Raw genomic sequence first — 3,022 nt, forward strand, 5'->3', positions numbered from 1 at the left:
CTGAACGCCTTCGACATCACCTTCGACGGCCGACTCTCCGCAGCCCGTCAGTAACCCCAACCACCCTGGTTACACCGCTCGTTTGACAGACCCCAAGGGGAAGGTTCACTGGTCAGTGGGTGTTTGTGGGTAGGTGGGCCGCTGTCATGAGGTGAGAGATTGAGGGGTGGGAACGCTGTCGTGGGGCTTTATCGCATGGCAGCTGATGGTGTCTCAGGTTTGAGAGTTCTTATGCGGTGAGGTGGGCCGGGCCGGTGTGATCGTGGGGTGGATCAAGAGGTAAGGGCCGGTCGTGGGCCTGTGCTGCCCAGGGGGCTGGTGGTGCGTCGTCTGCTGGAGCGGCAGCAGGCGGGGGAGTTGTAGACCCGGCATGTGCGTGCGGTCGCTGAGACGGTGGGTGTTTCTGAGCGTACGGTGTGGCGCTGGCTGGAGCAGGCCAAGACGACCGGGCAGTTGGAGGCGCCGGTCCGGCAGGGGTATGCGGTGTCGGACGAGGTGTGGGCGCTGCTGGGCGAGGTCGGAGGGAATGTCGCTGAGCTGAGGCGCCGGCTGGCCGCTGCCAGCGGCGGGGCCTCGGTGCCGTCGGCGTCGACACTGCACCGGGTGATCCGCAGGGACCGCCGGGCGGGCCGGGCGTTGATGGTCGAGCGGGAACCTGAGGTGGCCGGGTCACGCAGACCCGATCCGCTCAGCGAGCTCGGCCTGAACGTCGTGGCCGAGAAAGGCGGCGGTGGGCAGGTGTTTCTGCGGGAGCAGAAGCATCTGGCGCAGGTCCCGGTCCTGGTCCCGGGCGCCCAGGTGGTGCACACACCTGCCGTTCGCTCGGCGTTGCGGACGGTCGCGCACGCGGCCGCGGTCGGGGCGGTGGTGTGTTTGTACGGCGACGCCGGCCAGGGCAAGACCGTTGCGTTGCAGTACGCCCTGTCCCAGCTGCCGCACCCGGCCCGGGCGCGCCGGGTCCACGTCGGTGTGCATCCGACGGTGCCCGAACTGCGCCGGGTGCTCGCGGACGCCCTGGAACTGGGCGGGCCTGCCGCGCCCTCCGGGGGAGGCCGCGAACGACGTGCCGGGATCGACCTGCCGAAGAAGACCGGCTGCTGTTGATCGATATCGACCAGGGCCGTTTCCCGTTCTCGTCCCGCTGGTCGGCCATGCGTTGTCCATCTGGTGCGGGAGTTCGAGATGCTCTAGCCCGTCGGCTTCGAAGGTGTCGAAGGCCCAGCTGGTGCGCGCCTCCAGAGCGCGGGGGGCCGCTCCCCGCTCGCGAGCGGGCGCCGCGGTCCAGTAGCCCACTTCGGCCGCGGGTTTGCCGGAGGTGACTTCCTCGAGGACCACGCTGCCCACCAACTGTTCGTGAACTGAACCGGGTTGTGCCTCAAGGCGGCGAAGCCGAACCGGTCCCCCGGTGCCCAGCCCTGCTGCTGAGCCTGCACCCAGCGTGCCGCGTCGGTATCGTTGTCCACGACAGAGCTCGCCCCTGGCGCAGTGCGGGATCCCGGCTCACCTCGACCAACGCGGCAACGTCCTCCATGTGCCGGGGGCGAAGAACGAGAGCGGGATAGACCGGCGACGTGGCCACCTGAAGTACGATCGGGGGCACTCATCAACCGTTCATGTGCGGCGGCGTTTTCACCCAACGCCAGCCGCGTCCGCGTCATGCCGCCTTGCGACCGCCCCGTCATTGCTGTGTCCGGACGCGCAGAGCCTGGACGGACCAATCGAACACTGGAGCCAGACTCTCCGGGGCCGGCCAGCCGTTGACCACTGCGAGCAGCTGGAGGTATCGCTCCCTGCGTGGGTCGTTCACCCTCTCCAGCCGAGTCGCCAGCCGGCGGCGAAGCTCGACGTCGTCGGGGCGGCCGAGGAGGTGCGCGTAGTGCGCCGTGAACTCCGCGACGATCGGATCGGCCTGGGGTGAGGCCGGGTCGATGCCTGCGGTCAGGGCCGGGCCGGCCTGGTCACGGACGGCTGCGGCGATGTCGCGGCGCGGGCCCATCATGTCGCTTCGGGTCTGCTCGGCTGCCTGGTCCTCGGCCATCCGCCGCACGGCGGCGCGGAAACCCGGGTCCAGGGACATTTCGGCCAGCTCCACCCACGCCTGGACCTGCTCTGCCTCCGGGTTGTCGGGCAACTCGGGGGTCATCGAGCGCATGACCCCCGCGAATGCGGGGGCGGCGTCAAGACCGCCGAAGACGGCGTTGAGGAAATCGCCGATCAGACGTCTGCGTTCGTCCTCGGAAAGCTGGGCCAGCCGGTGCATGAGTTCCGTCTCCTCAGGTGTGGACCCGCGCTCGGCCACCGCAGTCAGCACCGCGCGCTGCAGGCGCAGGACGCGGATCTGCACTGCCAGTGCTTCGGCGTGCGCTGCGGCGACCTCGGGAAGCGAGAGCTCACGGTCCACGACCTTGCGGATTGTGGGAAGGTCCAGTCCCAGCTCGCGCAGGGTCCGCACGAGGTCCAGGCGTGCGACGGCGTCGATGCTGTAGAGGCGGTAGCCGGCCGGGCTGCGGTCCGTCGGCGCCACGATTCCGCGATCGGAGTAGAACCGAATGGTCTTGACCGTGAGACCGGTCCGTCGAGCGAGTTCGCCGATCGAGTAGAGCGTGTCGCCGTCCATGTCCCCACCTTTGTGTCTCCCCCTACTGGAGACTCAAGTCCCTTCGCCTGCCAGCAGGCAACCACTCGTGACTGGGCTTGATCCGCTTTGGCGGACATCTGAGATCAGGGGTTGAGTCCCCGGAAGGATGTCCACCATGGAGAGCATGGGGAAGAAGAAGCCTCGTCCTCGCCGCTCGTTCACGCCGGAGTTCAAGGCCGAGATCGTCGAGTTGTGCGGACGCGGTGACCGCTCGGTCGGCCAGGTCGCCAAGGACTTCGACCTGACCGCATTTTTTGCCTCAACGCAATGTGTTGCGTTGAGGCAGGGATGAAGCTTCCCCTTGATGTTGGACACCTGGAGACTGGGACGTGAGGTTCCAGAGGAAGTAGTGCCAGGTGGGAAGCAAGAGCAACCGCAGCAGGC

General features: G+C 67.9%; 3 protein-coding genes. 2 read left to right on the forward strand and 1 reads right to left on the reverse strand.

The features are described 5' to 3' along the window. Positions 1-393 precede the first annotated feature (393 nt). Entirely contained in the window at positions 394-1,104 is a 711-nt protein-coding gene (locus ACIOWN_RS34435; protein WP_401984467.1) for a hypothetical protein, read from the forward strand. 574 nt (positions 1,105-1,678) lie between these two features. Here ACIOWN_RS34435 and ACIOWN_RS34440 read toward each other — a convergent pair. Beyond that, positions 1,679-2,617, reverse strand: a complete 939-nt coding sequence (locus tag ACIOWN_RS34440) for a MerR family transcriptional regulator (RefSeq protein ID WP_401984469.1) — start codon at positions 2,615-2,617, stop codon at positions 1,679-1,681. 145 nt (positions 2,618-2,762) lie between these two features. On the opposite strand from ACIOWN_RS34440, the gene ACIOWN_RS34445 reads away from it, so the two are divergent. Further along, complete coding sequence (locus ACIOWN_RS34445) at positions 2,763-2,930, forward strand: transposase (RefSeq protein ID WP_401984470.1); 168 nt, start codon at positions 2,763-2,765, stop codon at positions 2,928-2,930. The last annotated feature ends 92 nt before the right edge of the window (positions 2,931-3,022 follow it).

The sequence above is a fragment of the Streptomyces sp. NPDC087787 genome, assembly GCF_044743035.1.
Taxonomy (GTDB): domain Bacteria; phylum Actinomycetota; class Actinomycetes; order Streptomycetales; family Streptomycetaceae; genus Streptomyces.